The 16,748-nt window shown below is 68.8% G+C and carries 16 protein-coding genes; 9 read left to right on the plus strand and 7 right to left on the minus strand.

The features are described 5' to 3' along the window. The first annotated feature begins 221 nt into the window (after positions 1-221). The 3 genes from HWY45_RS19820 (at position 222) to HWY45_RS19830 (ending at position 3,891) form a co-directional block, all read left to right on the plus strand. The gene (locus tag HWY45_RS19820) at positions 222-1,727 is read left to right on the plus strand and encodes a PTS transporter subunit EIIC (RefSeq protein WP_059884078.1); all 1,506 of its coding nucleotides are present in this window, start codon (positions 222-224) and stop codon (positions 1,725-1,727) included. A gap of 84 nt (positions 1,728-1,811) precedes the next feature. Then, positions 1,812-2,930: a porin gene (locus HWY45_RS19825; RefSeq protein ID WP_059884079.1), complete on the plus strand. Its 1,119-nt coding sequence runs from the start codon at positions 1,812-1,814 to the stop codon at positions 2,928-2,930. A 73-nt stretch (positions 2,931-3,003) separates the two neighbouring features. Then, positions 3,004-3,891: a hypothetical protein gene (locus HWY45_RS19830; RefSeq protein ID WP_170304026.1), complete on the plus strand. Its 888-nt coding sequence runs from the start codon at positions 3,004-3,006 to the stop codon at positions 3,889-3,891. A gap of 103 nt (positions 3,892-3,994) precedes the next feature. Here the strand turns inward: HWY45_RS19830 and HWY45_RS19835 are convergent, their stop codons facing one another. Beyond that, positions 3,995-4,264, minus strand: a complete 270-nt coding sequence (locus HWY45_RS19835; RefSeq protein ID WP_059884081.1) for a DUF4148 domain-containing protein — start codon at positions 4,262-4,264, stop codon at positions 3,995-3,997. A 41-nt stretch (positions 4,265-4,305) separates the two neighbouring features. Further along, entirely contained in the window at positions 4,306-4,650 is a 345-nt protein-coding gene (locus HWY45_RS19840) for a DUF4148 domain-containing protein (RefSeq protein ID WP_059884082.1), read from the minus strand. Positions 4,651-4,851: 201 nt separating this feature from the next. Here HWY45_RS19840 and HWY45_RS19845 point away from each other — a divergent pair, with 201 nt between their 5' ends. Continuing rightward, positions 4,852-5,388, plus strand: a complete 537-nt coding sequence (locus HWY45_RS19845) for a sigma-70 family RNA polymerase sigma factor (RefSeq protein ID WP_059884083.1) — start codon at positions 4,852-4,854, stop codon at positions 5,386-5,388. Beyond that, complete coding sequence (locus HWY45_RS19850; RefSeq protein ID WP_059884084.1) at positions 5,388-6,167, plus strand: anti-sigma factor family protein; 780 nt, start codon at positions 5,388-5,390, stop codon at positions 6,165-6,167. Before HWY45_RS19845 ends, HWY45_RS19850 begins: the two co-directional genes overlap by 1 nt. Positions 6,168-6,285: 118 nt before the next feature. Here the strand turns inward: HWY45_RS19850 and HWY45_RS19855 are convergent, their stop codons facing one another. From HWY45_RS19855 to HWY45_RS19870, 4 genes are all read right to left on the minus strand, one after another. Further along, the gene (locus HWY45_RS19855; protein WP_059562968.1) at positions 6,286-6,615 is read right to left on the minus strand and encodes a cupredoxin domain-containing protein; all 330 of its coding nucleotides are present in this window, start codon (positions 6,613-6,615) and stop codon (positions 6,286-6,288) included. A 29-nt stretch (positions 6,616-6,644) separates the two neighbouring features. Then, the gene (locus HWY45_RS19860; protein ID WP_059884085.1) at positions 6,645-7,589 is read right to left on the minus strand and encodes a metallophosphoesterase family protein; all 945 of its coding nucleotides are present in this window, start codon (positions 7,587-7,589) and stop codon (positions 6,645-6,647) included. 173 nt (positions 7,590-7,762) lie between these two features. After that, a complete protein-coding gene (locus tag HWY45_RS19865) occupies positions 7,763-8,152 on the minus strand; it encodes a DUF3331 domain-containing protein (RefSeq protein WP_059805047.1) in 390 nt (129 codons plus the stop codon). 47 nt (positions 8,153-8,199) lie between these two features. Further along, positions 8,200-9,492: an NAD(P)/FAD-dependent oxidoreductase gene (locus HWY45_RS19870; protein ID WP_059884086.1), complete on the minus strand. Its 1,293-nt coding sequence runs from the start codon at positions 9,490-9,492 to the stop codon at positions 8,200-8,202. A gap of 146 nt (positions 9,493-9,638) precedes the next feature. Between HWY45_RS19870 and HWY45_RS19875 the strand changes: the two genes are divergently transcribed. Continuing rightward, positions 9,639-10,310, plus strand: coding sequence for a TetR/AcrR family transcriptional regulator (locus tag HWY45_RS19875; RefSeq protein WP_059804735.1), 672 nt, complete (start codon positions 9,639-9,641; stop codon positions 10,308-10,310). An 18-nt stretch (positions 10,311-10,328) separates the two neighbouring features. Here the strand turns inward: HWY45_RS19875 and soxR are convergent, their stop codons facing one another. Next, positions 10,329-10,799: a redox-sensitive transcriptional activator SoxR gene (gene soxR / locus HWY45_RS19880; RefSeq protein ID WP_059562964.1), complete on the minus strand. Its 471-nt coding sequence runs from the start codon at positions 10,797-10,799 to the stop codon at positions 10,329-10,331. A gap of 79 nt (positions 10,800-10,878) precedes the next feature. Here soxR and HWY45_RS19885 point away from each other — a divergent pair, with 79 nt between their 5' ends. From HWY45_RS19885 to HWY45_RS19895, 3 genes are read left to right on the plus strand one after another with little or no spacing between them, the layout of a single operon-like run. Beyond that, the gene (locus HWY45_RS19885; RefSeq protein ID WP_059884087.1) at positions 10,879-12,063 is read left to right on the plus strand and encodes an efflux RND transporter periplasmic adaptor subunit; all 1,185 of its coding nucleotides are present in this window, start codon (positions 10,879-10,881) and stop codon (positions 12,061-12,063) included. Positions 12,064-12,077: 14 nt separating this feature from the next. Continuing rightward, positions 12,078-15,251 carry an efflux RND transporter permease subunit gene (locus HWY45_RS19890; RefSeq protein ID WP_059562962.1) on the plus strand — a complete coding sequence of 1,058 codons (3,174 nt, stop codon included), beginning with the start codon at positions 12,078-12,080 and terminating at the stop codon, positions 15,249-15,251. Next, complete coding sequence (locus HWY45_RS19895; RefSeq protein ID WP_059884088.1) at positions 15,248-16,720, plus strand: efflux transporter outer membrane subunit; 1,473 nt, start codon at positions 15,248-15,250, stop codon at positions 16,718-16,720. The genes HWY45_RS19890 and HWY45_RS19895 overlap by 4 nt, the downstream gene beginning before the upstream one ends. Positions 16,721-16,748: the final 28 nt, after the last annotated feature.

Consider the following 16,748-nt stretch of genomic DNA (forward strand, 5'->3'; position numbering starts at 1 on the left):
GTGAAGCCGCATCGCGATATGCAGAGAATTGCTTGATATGGCGGAGATTTGAATAAATCTGCCGATCGCTTCATATGCATATGAAAAGACGGATTTTGCGGGGCGGTCGATATTTGGTACGGTCCAATTATTGCGAAGGCATACCTTTCGCGTAGAACCTGCCCCGAGTGCGGCGGCGGGCGGGGCATGGACATGACGGATCGACTGGCGGGAGCAACAGCATGAGTTCGGAACAGGGGGCGCAGCTCGACGCGCTGGCGCACGCCATCCTCGGCGCGGTGGGCGGGGCGGCGAACGTGGAGCGCCATTTTCATTGCATGACGCGCCTGCGTATCGTGCTGGTCGATGCGGACCGCGCCGACCTGTCGGCGTTGAAGGCGTTGCCGGCGGTGCTCGGCGTCGTGGCCGGCAACCCGCTGCAGATCGTGATCGGTCCGGGCGCGGTTGCGCAGGCGTCGGCCGCGTTCGCCGACGCGCTGGCCGCTTCGCCGGCGGTACCCGCGGCACCTGCAGCACCCGCGGCCCAGCCGGAAACGGCAGCCCCGTCACGTGAAGCCGCGACGCGCGCGGCGCGGAAAAACACCGCGCCGAGCCGCTTCCTGCGGCGTATCGCCAGCATCTTCACGCCGCTGATTCCAGCGCTGATCGGCGCGGGCCTGCTGAACGCACTTGCCGGCCTGCTGCGGGTGTGGGCCGCGCAGGCACATGCCGGCAGCACGGGCGCGCTGCCGTTCGCGGCGACGGTTGCGTCGATCGTCGGCTCGGCGTTCTTCGCATTCCTGGTGATCCAGGTCGGCATGAACGCGGCCGCCGAGTTTCGCGGCACGGCATGCCTCGGCGGCGCGACGGCCGGCATCATGATCCTGCCGGCCGTCGCGAAGCTGCCCGCGTTCGCGTTGCCGATCCTCGGCGAGATCGTGCTGAAGCCCGGCCAGGGCGGCCTGATGGGCGCGCTGCTGGCCGGCGCGCTGACCGCCTGCATCGAGCGGGGCGTGCGCGCGCGCATCGCGTCCGCGGCCGAGACGCTGCTCGCGCCGACACTCGCGCTCGGGCTCGCGGGCATCGCGACGCTGTTCGTCATCATGCCCGTCGCGGAAGTGCTGACGCAGGCGGTCGGCAACCTGACCACGCACCTGCTGCGCGCGGGCGGCATGCCGGCCGCGTTCGTGCTGGCCGCGTCGTTCATCGGCCTGCTGATGTTCGGCCTGCATCAGGCGCTGATCCCGATTCACGCGCAGCTGATCGCGCAATTCGGCTATACCGCGCTGTTTCCGATTCTCGCGATGTCCGGTTGCGGGCAGGCCGGCGCGGCATTCGCGCTGTATTTCCGCACCCGGGACCCGCGCCTGAAGCAGACTATCCGCAACACGCTGCCCACCTGCATGCTCGGCGTGAGCGAACCGCTGCTGTACGGCGTCACGCTGCCGCTCGGCCGGCCGCTGGTCACGGCGTCGCTGGGCGGCGGGGCCGGCGCGCTGGTGCTCGGGTATTGCGCCGCGCATGGCCTCGACGTCGGCGCGACGACCATCGGCCCGGCCAACCTGATGCTGATCCCGCTCGTGACGGGGCCGATGGGGCTGGTCGCCAGCATCGCCGTGTACTGCGCGGCGGTCGCGGTCGCCTATGCGACCGGCTTCACGCTGACGTGGTTCTTCGGCCTGAGCGGCGAGCAACGCCGCCGCCTGGACAGCGAAGCAAGCCCGGCCGTCGTCGCGCGCGCGGTGTAACGGCGCGCCGGGGCGGTGGCGATCGGACGGCATCGGCCGGGATGGCACGCATCCCGGTAAATCTGGATAACTGATTATCAAATCATGAAAAGCAGGATTTTCGTCTGCGCCGCGCTGGCGTGGGCGTCGCTCGCGCACGCGCAGTCCAGCGTGCTCGTGTGGGGCCGCGTGGGCGGGGGTGTGCAGGTCACGTCGAACGTGCAGAAAGCCGCCGGCGGCACGGGGGCGCGATGGTCGCAGGGCAGCGACTGGGGCGTCAACATTCTCGCGATCAAGGGCACCGAGGATCTCGGAAACGGCAATGCCGCGATGTTCCTGCTGGAATCCGCGTTCACGCCGACGGGCTCGCTCGTCGGCGGGCTGATGTTCCAGCGCGCCGCGTGGGTGGCGCTGAAGAATTCACGGCTCGGCACGATCCGGTTCGGCCAGGGGCCGATGGTGAACAACTACGTGTGGGAGTTCGATCCGCTGCTCGAGGAGAACTTCGGCGCGCAATCGTTCGTCGCCTATCGCAATGGCTCGCGGCTGTCGAACGGCCTCCGCTACCTGTCGCCCGATTTCCATGGGTTCTCGTTCGAGGCGCAGCTGAACCTCGGCAACAGCACGGTCAACTTCAACTCGGGCGATCCGGGCAATGCCGGCAAGGCGGGGCGCGCGGACGGCTTCGCGCTCGCCTACACGAACGGCGATTTCCAGGTGCGCCTGCTGTGGGACGAGATCCGCAATGCGCAGGGCCGGCAGGACAACCTGTTCCGCTATTCGCGCGAGGCGTTCGCCGGCATCCGCGACCGCTTCGGCCCGCTGCGCGTGCAGGCGGCCTATACGCATTACTCGGCTCCGGATACGCCCGCCGGGTTGTCGGACAGCGCGGACCTCTGGTGGGCGGGCGCCACCTACGACGTCAATCCGGCGCTGCATGTGCACGGCGCGGTCTACACGATGCGCGTGGGGCCGGGGCGCTGGACCGAGGATCACGACGGCGCCGCGCGCACGACGATGATCGGCGTCGGCTGCATGGTCGACCTGTCGAAGCGCACCTTCCTTTACAGCATGGCGGCGCACGTGTTCAACAGCGCGCACGCGAATTTCGGCGTCAATCCGCAAAACCCGGGGCTCGGGCCGGGCAAGGCCGGCTGGGGCACCAATCCGCCAGCGGGGCAAGGGCAGAGCGGCCTGTATGCCGGGATCGAGACGCTGTTCTGACGAACGGCGTCGATCGGTCGGCGCGGCGACAGCCGGGCCGGATTTCCCGCAACCCTCGAACGAGGACACCACCATGAAGCAACCCGGATTCATTCGCATGGCCGCCGCCAGGCTCGGCCTCCCCGCCGCGCTGCTCGCGCTCGGCCTGTTCGCCGGCGTGCCCGGCGCGGCGCACGCGGCGCCGTTCACCGTGCTCGACAACACCGCGTATGCCGACGTGTCGATCGGGCATGGCGCGGTGAAGATCAACTTCATCCCCGCGCGCTACTGCAAGCCGCTGACGGTCGATGCGAACGGCCGCGCGGTGCTGCCGTCGCGCAGCGCGTGGGTCAACCTGATCAACACGTACGACCCCACGCCGGCCGATGCGCCCGGCTATCTCGTGCTCGATTGCGAGGAACTGTACCTGAGCGGCAGCAGCGCGACGATCGCGAACCACCTGGCCATCCTCAAGCAATTGCAGGCGTGGGCGCGGGAAGTGCGGCCCAATCGCACGCTCGGCTGGTACGGCCTCGTCAACACGGCCCACATCAGCAGCGCCGATGCGAATGCCGCGTATCGCGGCGTCGCGGAACTGATGGACCTCGACGGCGGGCATACCGCGCATTTCCCGAGCGCGTACATCCGCGCGGACGGCGCCGACTCGTGGACGCGCGTGGACTGGGCGACGCAGCTCAATCGCAACATCGCATCGGCGGCGCAGGCCGATGCGCTGAGCCGCACCGGCCCGCATCCGGTGTTCCCGTACCTGTGGCCGCAGTACTACGACCGCAACACGCAGCTCGTGCCGGGCGGCCAGTGGCAATACATCCTGAACGACATTCTCGCCACGACGGCGAACGGCGCGGTGATCTGGGGCGGGCAGAATCCCGCGGTGGCCTACAACCCGGGCAACGGCGGGGCCGGCGAGTGGGTCGGCGTCACGCAGACGTTCCTCGACAGCCTGGGAAATCGCAACTGACGCCGCGGCAGTTCGCGTGCGTGAAGACGAAGGCCGGTTTTCATCGGGAAACCGGCCTTCGTGAGGCGGGGCCGCGCCTGCTTCGTTCCGGCACGATGTTCCGCTACTTGCCGGCTTGTGTGGACATACCGGCGGCAGGCGCGCCGGACGCAGCGGCCTGCGCCGCCTGCTGCGCGTCGACGCGCGCTTGCGCCGCCTGGATATCGGCGGGATACGAGCCCTCGTCGCCGGCGGACGGATTGTAGCCGGCGGCTTCGAGCCGATAGAGTTCATCCAGCACTTGCGCCCGCGTGAGCGGCGCGGGCGACTGGGCCCATGCCGCATGGCTGGCGAACAGCGCGGCAATCATCAGGAATCCGATCGAATATTTCATGGTGATGCTCCCGACACGATAGGGATGGCGACGCGTTCGCATCAGCTGCCGAAGTACGGCGAGCAGAAGCTCACGGGGCCGACGCAGTTGGCGGCGCCGGGCATCGACGGCGCAATCGCGCGCTTGCCGGCCTCGGACGAATCGGCGGGCTGGCTGCCCGTTCCGCTGCGCGCCTGCGGATCCTGCATCCGTTCTGCCTGCGCCCGGAACAACGAGCTGACTTCGGGGTAGGACGTATCGGTCACGAAACTCAGGCCGTGGTTCTGCGCATCGATCAGTTCCTGGCGCACTTCGGCGCGCGTCTTGCCCTGCGCCGATGCGGACGTGGAAAAACCGGCGACGGAAAGCATGACGACGGCCACGCCGGCCAGCAAGTGCTTGTTCATGTCCAGCTCCTTCGGAAGTTGAAAAGGTGAGTGCTGCATCCGTTCCAACATCGGGCGGCGCGGATTTATTCCGCGATTTCATCCGGCGTCGTCGAAATCCGCCGCGCGGCGATTTGTGCGGAACACGGGAATAGAACGCACGCATTCGCAGTTATTACGGATGCGGGTGCGGTTCCGATCAAGCGACGATCCGGGTGTGGAATGGACGAGCAAACTTCCGTCAGGCGCTTCGAGGCATTGATGCTGCCTCACATGCATGCCGCGTACAACGTCGCCCGCTGGCTGGCCCGCAACGACCAGGACGCGCAGGACATCGTCCAGGACGCGTACGTGCGCGCGTTCCGCTTCATCGGCCGGTTCGACGGCGACGATGCGCGCGCGTGGCTGCTGCGCATCGTGCGCAACGTGTTCTGCACGTGGTATCGGCAGAACCGCCGGCGGGCCGCCGGATCGCTGTCGCTCGACGACGAGGATGCCGTGCCGGAGCCGAGCGACGAAGGGCAGTCGAGCCCCGAGGCGCTGATGATGCGCGACCAGGATCGCCGGCAGGTCGTCGCGGCGCTCGACAGCCTGAGCGTCGAGCATCGGGAGGTGATCGTGCTGCGCGAGATCGAGGGGCTGTCGTACAAGGAAATTGCGAGCATCGTCGGCGTGCCGATCGGCACGGTGATGTCGCGTCTCGGGCGCGGCCGCCGGCAGCTCGCCGCGATTCTCACGGACCTGGGCCAGGAGGCATGATGGATCATCAACAAGCACATGACGTACTGCCCGCATACGTCGACAACGAACTGAGCCTGACCGAGTGCGCGGCCTTCGAGCGTCACCTGGCCCGGTGCGATGCGTGCCGTGCCGCGCTCGACGCGCAGCGGCGCGTGCGCGTGTGGCTCACGTCGCCCGAGCTTCGCTATCCCGCGCCCGATGCGCTGCGCGCGCGGATCCAGGCCGACTTGCGCGCGCACCGGCCGGTGCGCGAGCGCATCGCGGGCTGGTTCGCGCCGCGGCGCGCGAGCGGCCTGTCGATCTGGGCGCCGGCCGGCGCGATGGCGCTCGGTGCGCTGGCGCTCGCCTGCAGCGGCGTGCTCTACCTGTCCGCGCCGTCGGCCGACGCGCAGCTCAGGTCGGCGCTCGTCGACAACCACGTACGTTCGCTGCAGCTGGATCGCCTGACCGATGTGGTGTCGACCGATCGGCACACCGTCAAGCCGTGGTTCGACGGCAAGCTCGACTTCGCGCCGCCGGTGCGGGATTTCGCGCAGGCCGGCTATCCGCTCGTCGGCGGCCGGCTCGACTATGTCGGCGGTCGCGCGGTGGCGGTGCTCGTGTATCGCTACAAGCGTCACCCGATCGACGTCTATGTGTGGCCGGGCGACAGCGCGGGCGCGACGCCGCGCATCGACGAGCAGCACGGGTATCACGTCGCGCGCTGGTCGGCCGGGCACATGAACTACTGGGCGATCACCGACGCAGGCGCCCGCGAACTCGACGGGCTCGTCGAGCGCATGCGCGCGGGTTCGTAGTGGCGGAGCCGGCGCGCGTCATGTAGCCGCGATGAAGGAAGCAGGCGTTAGAGGGGGGCACGGCGTCATGCCGGACGACCGCGAATGCGTCGTCCGGCACGGGCCGCGGTGATCCGGATCACTGCACCGTGATCGTTTCCTTCATGAACGGATGGATCCCGCAGAACACCTTGTAGACCCCCGGCTTGTCGAACGTGTAGGAGTACGTCTCGTCCTGGTCGAGCGCGTTCGAATGGAAGATGCCGGCGTCGTTGACGATGGTGTGCGGCTCGGCGTCGAGGTTCTTCCAGGTGAGCGTCGTGCCGGCCTTGATCGTCGTCGACATCGGCGAGAACATGAAGTTCTTGATGGTGACGACCGGGCCGCCGGCGCTTTGCGCGAACGCGGGAACGGCCGATGCCGACGCGGCGAGGCAAAGCGCGGCGGCGACAAGGATGCGGGGCAACATGCGGTTTTTCACGATGGTCTCCTGGTCGCTCAGCCGATGGTCGTATCGTGCAGCGCCGACGCGGCGGGGTGGTCCGCATACTCGACGGTCGTCACGCCCAGCATCTTCGCCAGCTGGTCGCGCGGCACCGTGAGCGGCACCGGGCCCGGGCCGTTGCCCGCGGTGGGCTGCGGGAATGCGGTGGAGCGGGCGGTATGGAAGGTGATGTTGCCTTCCACCTTCGAGACGATCTGATGGATATGCCCGTTCAGCACCGTGACCGAACCGAAGCGCCGCAGGTAGCCGATCGCCTGCGCCGCATCGCCCGTTCCCCAGCCCCACGGTTCGTAGATGGTCCACATCGGCATGTGCGAGAACACGACGACGGGCGTGCTCGCGCTCCTGCCCTTGAGATCCTGTTCAAGCCATGCAAGCTGATCGGCGCCGAAGCTGCCGAGGCCGTTGGGCTTGAAGTGCATCACGTTGACGAGCCCGACGAAGTGCACGCCGTCGTGGTCGAAGCTGTAATAGCCGCGGTTGTCCGATGCCTTGCCGAAGCGGCTGAAATACTCGGCGCCGGAGCCGTCGGTGACGTCGTGCTCGCCCGGAACCGTATGCAGCTCGGTGATCGACAGGCCCGACAGCAGCTGCGACGCGAGGTCGAATTCCGCCGCCTTCGACAGATGCGTGATGTCGCCGGTATGAATCGCGAGCGCGGGCTTCGCCGGCATGCCGTTGACGAGGTCGATCGTCTGCTTCAGCGTGCTCGTCACGTCGGGGTTGGCTTCCTTGTTGAAGCCGATGTGGGTGTCGCTGATCTGCACGAACAGCGGCTTGCCCATGTCCGCGGGCGGCATCTTGCTGCCCTGCGCCAGGGCGAGGTCGAACGGCGTCAGCACGCCGCCCGACAGCGTGAAGAGCGTGCCGAGGCCGCCGAAGGCCATGCATTTCAACGCCTGCCGGCGGGACGGACTGGATGGGTTTTGTGACGACATGGGAGCCTCGCGAGCGAATGACGACGGCGGACGGCCGGAAACGTCCGCGAAGAAACCGGCACTTTCAGCCGGGTATACCTGCGAGGCGGCGGATTTATTCCCGCCGTGCGAGCGGCGGCGTGCGGACGGACATGCGCGACTGTCGGCGAATCGTAAGCGCGCGGGCGGCGCGATCAGGCCGCTTCGAGCTGATCCAGGCAATCCGCGAGGATCATCGCGGCGGCGTTCCCCGGCGTCGATCCGAGCAGTTGCGGGGCGTACACGCTGTCGCCGATCTGGATCGGCCGTCCCGACAGCGCGCACACGCCGCGGCGCCGCGTGTTGAACAGCCGCCATTTCTGGTCGGCGTAGCGGCCGGTGCACGCGTCGCACCACGAGATCACCACGCATTCGCGCGTCGGCCGCTCGAGCACGCCGATCGTCGGCCGGCTCGCGGCATTCCATGCCGGCAGCTTGTCGCGGGTCGTGCTGCGTCGCCGCGACATCGCCCAGTCGGCGGGCGGCCCGCCAAGGCCGCCGATATCCGTGACGGTTCGCAGCCACGGCGTTGCACTGTCATCCAACATGTCTGTCCTCCCGAGTCGATGCGCGATCCGGAGCGCGGCCGGTGTTACGACAGGCGAATCCGCGGTTGCACGCAGCCGTTGATCCGCTCGGCGATCCACAGCAGGGTCGCCTTGGAAAAGCCGTGCAGCGCGTGCTGGTGACGGCGGTACAGCATCAGGTGGCTGAATTGCGCGAAGCGTCCGCGGATGAAGCCGCCGCGGAAGAAGCCGAACTGCCCGAGCGTGCCGAATGCGTCGTAGTCGCTGAGCGACACCAGCGCGCCGAAATCGTGAAACGCGAAATCGGGCAGCGGCTTGCCGTCGAGCCAGGACGGCAGGCATGCGGCCAGATGGTCTGCCTGCTGCGTGGCCACCTGCGCGGTGGGCGGCAGCGGCCGTTCCTGGCCGTCCGGCTGCAGGCTCGCGCAGTCGCCGATCGCGAACACGCGCTCGTCGTCGAGCGCCTGCAGCGTCGGCCGCACGACGACCTGGTTCGCGCGGTTGGTGTCGAGCCCGCCGAGCGCGCTCATGAAGTCGGGTGCCTTCACGCCGGCGGCCCAGACCATCAGGTCGGCCGGCGCGAACGCGCCGTCGCCGAAATGGAAGCCGTGCGCGTCGGCCGAGTTCACACGCGTCGACGTCAGCACCCGTAAGCCGATCTGCTCGAGCCGCCGCTGCGCCGACGCGGAAATCTTCGGCGGGAACGCGGCGAGGATGCGCGGCGCGCTCTCGAGCAGCGTGAGCTGCAGGCGCTCGCGCACCGACGCGTCGCCGTATGCGCCCGCGATCTCCAGCAGCCGGCTCAATTCCGCCGCCAGCTCGACGCCCGTCGCGCCCGCGCCGACGATCGCGACACGCAGCGCCTCGTCGTTCGCGACGCTGCGGAACACGCGCATGCGCAACGCCTCGTTGAACGTCTCGGCCTGGCGCTGGCTGTCGATGAAGTAGCAATGCTCGCGCACGCCGGGCACCCCGAAATCATTGGCCTGGCTGCCGAGCGCGAGCACCAGCACGTCGTACTCGATCGTGCGCGCATCGAGCACCAGCTGGCCGTCCTGCGAGCGGATCTCGCCGAGCGCCACGCGCCGGCGCGCGCGATCGAGCCCCTGCATGTCGCCGGGCTGGAACGTGAAGCCGTGTTCGCGGGCATGCGCGAGGAAGATCACCTGCTGTTGCTGCACGTCGCGGGTGCCGGCGGCGATCGTGTGCAGCAGCGGCTTCCACACATGCGTGGGGCTGCGGTCGATCAGCGTGACATGGGCGCGGCCGGTGCGGCCGAGCTGGTCGCCCAGGCGGGTCGCGAGCAACAGGCCGGCGATGCCGCCGCCCACGATGACGATGCGTACTGGATCGGACATGCTTAAATCATCGAGTGATGAATAAGGTATGATCCTAGCGCCTCGGTGCTTGACGTGTCAATCAAAGAGAGGCCGTCCGGTTCCGCGAGTCGGGGCGGGCGGGAGGCAGAGGCAGGGCAATCGGATTCAGGAAGGAGGGCGGGAACGTGGAAGCAGTCTCAGAGCGATCGGCGAGCCGGCGGCGCACGCGCGGGCGACCGTTGCCGGGCGAGTCCGTCGGTCCGGACGTGATCTTGCGTGCGGCGCGCCGCACGTTCGCGAAGCGCGGCTATGACGCGACGAGCGTGCGCGAGATCGCGCGCGAACTGGGGGTCGATGCGGCGCTGATCGCGCACCATTTCGGCAGCAAGGTGACGCTCTGGAACGCGGTCGTCGACCAGATTGCGGAGCTGATGGCGCCGCTGTTCGCGGCTGTCGACGCATTGCGTGCGTCGCCGCTGACTTACCGCGCGCGCGTCGAACGCGCGGTGGCGCTCGGGGTGGATTCCGTGTTCGCCGAACCGGACATCGGCATGTTCTTCTCGACCGCGGCGACGGAGGAGGGCGAGCGGTTCGACCGGCTGATGGTGCTGCTGGTGCGGCCGTACTATGCGGCCATGGCGCGCCTGCTGAACGACGCCGCCGAAGCCGGCGAGATCCAGGCGACCGATCCCGGCCTGTTGTTCTTCATGCTCGAGAATGCGATCAGCACGACGGTGTCCTACAGCCACCTGATGCACGAATTCACGACGCTGCCGATGCGCCCGGACGCGTTCAAGCAAGCCGTGCTCGAGACGGCATTCAACATGCTGGGGCCCCGCACGCCGGCGTCGCGCTGACGGCCGGTCGCACCGCCGTCACACGGGCGGCGGATCGCCGAGCCAGCGCCGCGCGCCCGGCCCGCGCCGGCCTGCGCGGTCTTCCGGGTTGGTCAGCTTGCAGCGCTTCAGCGACAGGCATCCGCAGCCGATGCACTCGTCGAGATTGATATACAGCCGCTGCAATTCCACGATCTGGTCGGCCACACGTTTTTTCCATCCACGCGACAAGCGCTGCCAGTCCTTGTTGGTCGGCAGCGTGTCGGCCGGCAGGCTGACGAGCTGCTCGGCGATCTCGTCGAGCGAATAGCCGATCTTCTGCGCGAACACGATGAACGCGATCAGGCGCAGCACCGAACGCGAATAGTGGCGATGGCTCGAGCCATTGCGATGCGAGCGGATCAGGCCGCGCGACTCGTAGAAGCGCAGCGTCGATGCCGGCACGCCGCTGCGCGCGGCGACTTCGCGGATCGACATCAACGGCCATTCCGACTCTTCGACAGTACCCATGACGTTCTCCTGGAAAACTTGACTTAAAGTCAACTTCAACTTTTAAGCTACGCGGCAGTTTAACGTACCGCGAGGCTCCATGATCCATTTCCCTGTTCGCAAGGCGGCGCCATGGGGCGTCGCCGGCGCGCTGCTGCTTGCGTTGTCCGCCTGCCATGACGGCAGAGGCGATCCGCCGGCCCAGGCCCTTCCCGAAGTCGGCGTCGCGACGATCGCGCCGCGCACGGTCCGCCTCGCGGACGAATTCAACGGCCGCGTCGAAGCGGTCGATGCGGTCGAATTGCGGCCGCGCGTGAGCGGCTATCTGCAGCGCGTCGCGTACAAGGAGGGTGATCTCGTGCCGCAAGGCGCGGTGCTGTTCGTGATCGATCCGCGCCCGTACCGGATCGCGCTCGATCGCGCGACGGCGCAGCGGCAGCGGGCCCGTGCGGCGGCCGGCCTCGCGCAGGTGCAGCTCAAGCGCGTGCAGACGCTGATCGATGCGCACGCAACGTCGCAGGAAGAACTCGACAACGCGCGCGCCGCCGATGCGCAGGCGCGTGCGGACCTGCAGGCGGCGGAAGCCGCGGTCGCGGATGCGCAGCTGAACCTGGGCTTTACCGAGGTGCGCGCGCCGATCGCGGGCCGCGTCGGCCGCGCGATGGCGACGGTCGGCAACCTCGCACGCGCCGACGACACGCTGCTCACGACGGTCGTGTCGCAGGATCCCGTTTACGTGTACTTCGATTGCGACGAACAGAGCTACCTGCGCTACAACGCGCAGCGCGCCGATCCGAAGCATCGCGCGATCGGCGCCGATCCGGTGCGCGTCGGCCTCGCGAACGAAGCCGGCTTCCCGCATGCGGGAACGGTCGATTTCCTCGACAACCGGCTCGATCCGGCCACCGGCACGATCCGCGCGCGCGTGCGGCTGCCGAATGCCGACCATGCGTTCACGCCGGGCCTCTATGCGCGCGTGCAGCTCGTCAGCGGCCGCGACCAGGACGCGCTGCTGGTCGACACCAAGGCCGTGCTGACCGACCAGGACCGCAAGTACGTATACGTGATCGGCCCGGGCGACAAGGCGCTGCGCCGCGACGTGACGATCGGCCGAGAACTGGGCGGCGAGCGGATCGTCGAGAAGGGGCTGAACGCGGGCGATCGCGTGGTCGTCGACGGCCTGCAGCGGATCTACTATCCGGGCGCGCCGGTCAAGCCGAAGGCGCTGGCCGCGCCGCCCGTCGCCGCGCTGCGCGCCGATGCCGCGGCGCCCGCGGCGCAGTGACGGGAGGCCAAGCGATGGATTTCTCCCGTTTCTTCATCGACCGGCCGATCTTCGCGGTCGTGCTGTCGATCGTCATCTTCGCGCTCGGGCTGATCGCGATCCCGATGCTGCCCGCGGGCGAGTACCCGGAAGTCGTGCCGCCGAGCGTCGTGGTGCGCGCGACGTATCCGGGCGCGAACCCGAAGGCGATCGCCGAATCGGTCGCCGAGCCGCTCGAGGAAGCGATCAACGGCGTCGAAGGGATCATGTACATGAAGTCGGTCGCGGGTTCGGACGGCAGCCTGCAGGTGGTCGTCACGTTCCTGCCGGGCGTCGATCCGGACACCGCCGCGGTGCGCGTGCAGAACCGCGTGAGCCAGGCGCTGTCGCGCCTGCCCGACGAAGTGCGGCAGTACGGCGTGACGACGCAGAAGCAGTCGCCGACGCCGCTGATGTACGTGAGTCTCTACTCGCCGGACAACAGCCGCGATTCGCTGTACCTGCGTAACTACCTGACGCTGAACGTGAAGGACGAGCTGTCGCGGATCACCGGCATCGGCGACGTCGGCGTGTACGGCTCCGGCGACTATGCGATGCGGGTCTGGCTCGACCCGAACCGGCTCGCGTCGCGCGGGCTGACCGCGAGCGACGTGATCGCCGCGGTGCGCGAGCAGAACGTGCAGGTATCGGCCGGGCAGCTCGGCGCGGAGCCGTCGCCGAAGGCGAGCGACTTCCTCGTGTCGATCAACGTGCGCGGCCGGCTGCGCACGACCCAGGAATTCGGCGACATCGTGCTGCGCAACGGCGGCGACGGGCAGGTCGTCAAGCTGTCCGACGTCGCGCGGCTCGAACTCGGTGCGGGCGATTACACGCTGCGCTCGTTCTACAACGACAAGCATTCGGCCGTGGTCGGCATCTTCCTGTCGCCGGGCGCCAACGCGCTCGACGTCGCGAAGGCCGTGTACGCGAAGCTCGACGAGCTGCAGACGCGCTTTCCGCCAGGCATCGCGTACCGGCCCGTGTGGGATCCGACGGTGTTCGTGCGCGAATCGATCCGCGCGGTGCAGCACACGCTGATCGAGGCGGTGGTGCTGGTCGTGTTCGTCGTGATCCTGTTCCTGCAGACCTGGCGCGCATCGGTCATCCCGCTCATTGCGGTGCCGGTGTCGGTGGTCGGCACGTTCGCGTGGCTGCTGATGCTCGGCTACTCGATCAACACGCTGACGCTGTTCGGGCTCGTGCTGGCGATCGGGATCGTCGTCGACGATGCGATCGTCGTCGTCGAGAACGTCGAGCGCAACATCGCGCAGGGGCTGAGCCCGCGCGACGCCGCGCACCAGGCGATGAAGGAGGTGTCCGGCCCGATCATCGCGATCGCGCTGGTGCTGTGCGCGGTGTTCGTGCCGATGGCGTTCCTGTCCGGCGTCACGGGGCAGTTCTACAAGCAGTTCGCGGTGACGATCGCGATCTCGACGGTGATCTCCGCGGTCAACTCGCTGACGCTGTCGCCCGCGCTCGCCGCGAAGCTGCTGCGGCCGCACGGCGCGCCGAAGGATGCGCTCACGCGCGCGATCGACCGCGCGTTCGGCTGGCTGTTCCGCCCGTTCAACCGCTTCTTCGAGCGCAGCTCGGACGGTTATCACGGCGTGGTCGCGCGCACGCTGAAGCGGCGCGGCGCGGTGTTCGCGGTCTACGCGGCGCTGCTCGCGGCCACCGCGCTGCTGTTCAACGCGGTGCCGGGCGGCTTCATCCCCGTGCAGGACAAGCTGTACCTGTTCGCGGGCGCGAAGCTGCCGGAAGGCGCGTCGCTGTCGCGCACGAGCGCGGTGGCCGAGCAGATGACGAAGATCGCGCGCAGCACCGAAGGCGTCGAGATGGTGCAGGGTTTCGCGGGCCTGAACGCGCTGCAGGGCGTGAACACGCCGAACATCACGAACTCGTACGTCATCCTGAAGCCGTTCGACCAGCGCAAGCGCAGTGCCGCGCAGATCAATGCCGAGCTGAACGCGCGTTTCGCGGGCATCAGCGGCGCCATCACGTATGCGCTGTTGCCGCCGCCGATCCAGGGGCTCGGCAACGGTTCGGGCTACGCGCTGTACCTGGAGGATCGCGCGGGGCTCGGCTACGGCGCGCTGCAGAATGCGCTGACGGCGTTCCAGGCCGCGGTCGCGAAGACGCCGGGGATGCATTACCCCGTCAGCTCGTACCAGGCGAACATCCCGCAGCTCGACGTGAAGGTCGATCGCCTGAAGGCGAAGGCGCAGGGCGTCGCGCTGACCGACCTGTTCAACACGCTGCAGGTGTATCTCGGCTCGATGTACGTGAACGACTTCAACCTGTTCGGGCGCGTGTACCGCGTGATGGCGCAGGCCGATGCCGGCCATCGGCAGACCGCGGAGGATATCGCGAACCTGCGCACGCGCAACGCGAAGGGCGAGATGGTGCCGATCGGTTCGATGGTGACGGTCGAGCCGACGTTCGGGCCCGACCCGGTCGTGCGCTACAACGGCTACCCGGCCGCGAACCTGATCGGCGACGCCGATCCGAAGGTGATGTCGTCGTCGCAGGCGATCGCGAAGCTCCAGCAGATCGCGAAGGAGGTGCTGCCGCCCGGCATCACGCTCGAATGGACCGATCTCAGCTACCAGCAGGTCACGCAGAGCAACGCGGCGATCGTCGTGTTCCCGCTCGCGGTGATGCTGGTGTTCCTCGTGCTCGCATCGCTGTACGAGAGCTGGACGCTGCCGCTCGCGGTGATCCTGATCGTGCCCGTCTGCATGTGCGCGGCGCTGTTCGGCGTGTGGCTGTCCGGCGGCGACAACAACGTGTTCGTGCAGGTCGGGCTGGTCGTGCTGATGGGGCTGGCGTGCAAGAACGCGATCCTGATCGTCGAGTTCGCGCGCGAGCTCGAGATCCAGGGCAAGGGCACGATCGAAGCCGCGCTCGACGCGTGCAAGCTGCGGCTGCGCCCGATCGTGATGACGTCGGTCGCGTTCATCGCGGGCTCGGTGCCGCTCCTGATCGGCAGCGGCGCGGGCAGCGAGGTGCGCGCGGCCACCGGCGTCACCGTGTTCGCCGGGATGCTCGGCGTCACGCTGTTCGGGCTGTTCCTCACGCCCGTGTTCTATGTCGCGATCCGCAAGCTCGCGGGTGGCACCCCGGCCGTCTGGAACGAGCAGCACGGCACCCTCGGAGGAGAAAACCGATGAGCGCCGCTTTCCGTCTTTCCGCGCTCGCGATGTCGATCGCGCTTGCCGCGTGCGCGGTCGGTCCCGATTTCAAGCGGCCTGACACGGCCACGGCCGCGCGATTCGCCCGCGACGCGCATCCGGCGGCGCCGCAGGACGCGGTGCCGGCCGATGCATCGGCCGATGCCGATGCCGCGTTCTGGCGCGGCTTCGGCGATCCGGCGCTGACCCGGCTGATCGACGCGGCGCTCGCCGCGAACCAGGACCTGCAGGTCGCCGTGTCGCGCTACGACGCATCGAACGCGCTGCTGTCGCAGGCGAGCTTCGACCGTTATCCGACGATTACCGCGAACGGCCAGATCGGCCATCGGCTGGCGAGCCGGGACCAGGCGTTCGGCGCACCGCGCAGCCAGCGCGACACGCCGACGTCGAGCGTCGGCATCAACGCCGCATGGGAACTCGACCTGTTCGGCCGCGTGCGGCGCTCGATCGAGTCGCAGCGCGCGGAAACCGCCGCGAGCGCGGCGGACGTGCGCGCGGTGCGCATCGCGATCGCGGGCGAGGTCGCGAGCACGTACGTCGACCTGCGCGGCTCGCAGGAGCGGTTGCGGATCGCGCGCGAGAATGCCGCGAACCAGAAGCAGACGCTCGCGCTGATCAATGCACGCGTCGGGGCCGGGCGCGGCTCCGAACTCGACGCGGCGCGCGCACGCGCGCAATACGAATCGACGACGTCGCGGATTGCCGTGTACGAAGCCGCGATCGGCGTCGACGAACACCGGCTCGCGGTGCTGACCGGGCAGACGCCGGACGCGCTGATCGGCCGGTTCGACGCGCCCGCGCCGCTGCCGGCGCTCGCCGCCGACATCGATCCCGGCACGCCCGGCGACCTGCTGCGACGGCGTCCGGACGTCGCCGCCGCCGAGGCGCGGCTGCATGCGGCAACCGCGCGCGTCGGCGTCGCGACGGCCGACCTGTTCCCGCGCTTCACGCTGTCGGGGTTGCTTGGCAGCGCGACCAGCAGCTACGGGTTCTTCCGTGCGGGCAGCGATACGAACCTGATCGCGCTCGGCATCGACTGGTCGTTCCTCGACGTCGGGCGCGTGCGCGCGCGGATCGCCGCGAGCGACGCGGAGGCGGCCGGCCAGCTCGCGCAGTATCGGCAGACCGTGCTCGGCGCGCTGGAGGACACCGAGAACGCGCTGCTGCGCGCCGCACGCACGCGCGACGAGACGGTGCATCTCGTGCGCGCCGCGGACGACAGCGCGCGCGCCGCGCAGCTCGCGCAGACGCGCTTCTCGGCCGGCGCGATCGACTACTACGAAGTGCTCGACGCGCAGCGCACGCTGCTGCAGGCGCAGGACGCGGCGGCCGATGGCCGGATGCGCAGTGCGGCCGCGACGGTCGCGCTGTACAAGGCGCTCGCCGGCGGCTGGCCGTCGGGAACGGGGCAGGGCGCGCCAGGCCCGCTCGCGCAGTCGCAGCGATAGCGGGGCGCGCGCATCGAGCGATACGCCG

The sequence above is a fragment of the Burkholderia stagnalis genome, assembly GCF_902830275.1.
GTDB classification, from domain to species: domain Bacteria; phylum Pseudomonadota; class Gammaproteobacteria; order Burkholderiales; family Burkholderiaceae; genus Burkholderia; species Burkholderia stagnalis.